Raw genomic sequence first — 846 nt, 5'->3', positions numbered from 1 at the left:
CCCGCTCCCACACAAGCACCACATTGAGCGACTAGCCGCGTTCGCGGGGAATCAGGCTCTGCAACTGCAACGCCAGGAAGTTGGCATCGAAGCCGAACGTATCCGGGTCTTTCAAACCGTTGGTTTTCTTCCACAGCCAGTCGTTTTTCCCCGGGAGCAATACCAGGGAAATGCTGCCGTAGCGGGCGGCGGTCAAGCCCATCACCGACAGCGAAATCAAACCGCCGGCGCCCATCACATCCGGCACGAACTCCACCGGTTTGCCGGCGATATGGATGGTCAGTTTCTCGGTCTTGAAGGTGGAGGTCTCCACCGGCACGCTGGGGCCGGAAGCCACGTACGCCTCGCGCTGCACTTCCAGCAAACCGACCGTCTTCACAGGCGCAAGCCACTGCTCGATCTGGCCGAACAACTCGCCGATCTTCTGCGCCCAATGGGCCGACTGCACTTCGAACTGCTGTTTCTTGTGGGCTTCGCTGTCGGCGTAATGACGCAGCATCTCGCCCAGTTGTTGTACATCGTCCATTGCCGTGTTCCTTGGGTGACCCATGTTGCGAGCCTTGATCATGGCAGATGCCGCACACCGGCGTATGACTAAAGCGCAGCGCGCGGGTAATGTGGTGCCCTCGCCCGTCCAATTCAGGAGCATCGCATGCGCACCATCGGCCTTATCGGCGGCATGAGCTGGGAGTCCAGCGCCGAGTATTACCGCATCATCAACCAGAACGTGCGCGACCAGCTCGGGCCGCTGCGCTCGGCACAACTGTTGATGTACAGCGTCGACTTCGGCCCGGTGGAGCAGGCCCAGCACGCCGGGCGCTGGGACGACGCGGCGCTGATCCTCGA

The 846-nt window shown here is 61.6% G+C and carries 1 protein-coding gene and 1 pseudogene; one reads left to right on the top strand and one right to left on the bottom strand.

Annotated elements, in window-relative coordinates:
• Positions 1 to 31: 31 nt before the first annotated feature.
• Positions 32 to 526 carry a hypothetical protein gene (locus tag HX846_RS29875; protein WP_003212554.1) on the bottom strand — a complete coding sequence of 165 codons (495 nt, stop codon included), beginning with the start codon at positions 524 to 526 and terminating at the stop codon, positions 32 to 34.
• A gap of 126 nt (positions 527 to 652) precedes the next feature.
• Here HX846_RS29875 and HX846_RS29870 point away from each other — a divergent pair.
• A pseudogene (locus tag HX846_RS29870) lies at positions 653 to 846 on the top strand (aspartate/glutamate racemase family protein); the annotation flags it as partial.

The sequence above is a fragment of the Pseudomonas sp. K5002 genome (assembly GCF_013386655.1).
Lineage (GTDB): Bacteria > Pseudomonadota > Gammaproteobacteria > Pseudomonadales > Pseudomonadaceae > Aquipseudomonas.
This window is presented reverse-complemented; position numbering and strand designations above follow the sequence as displayed.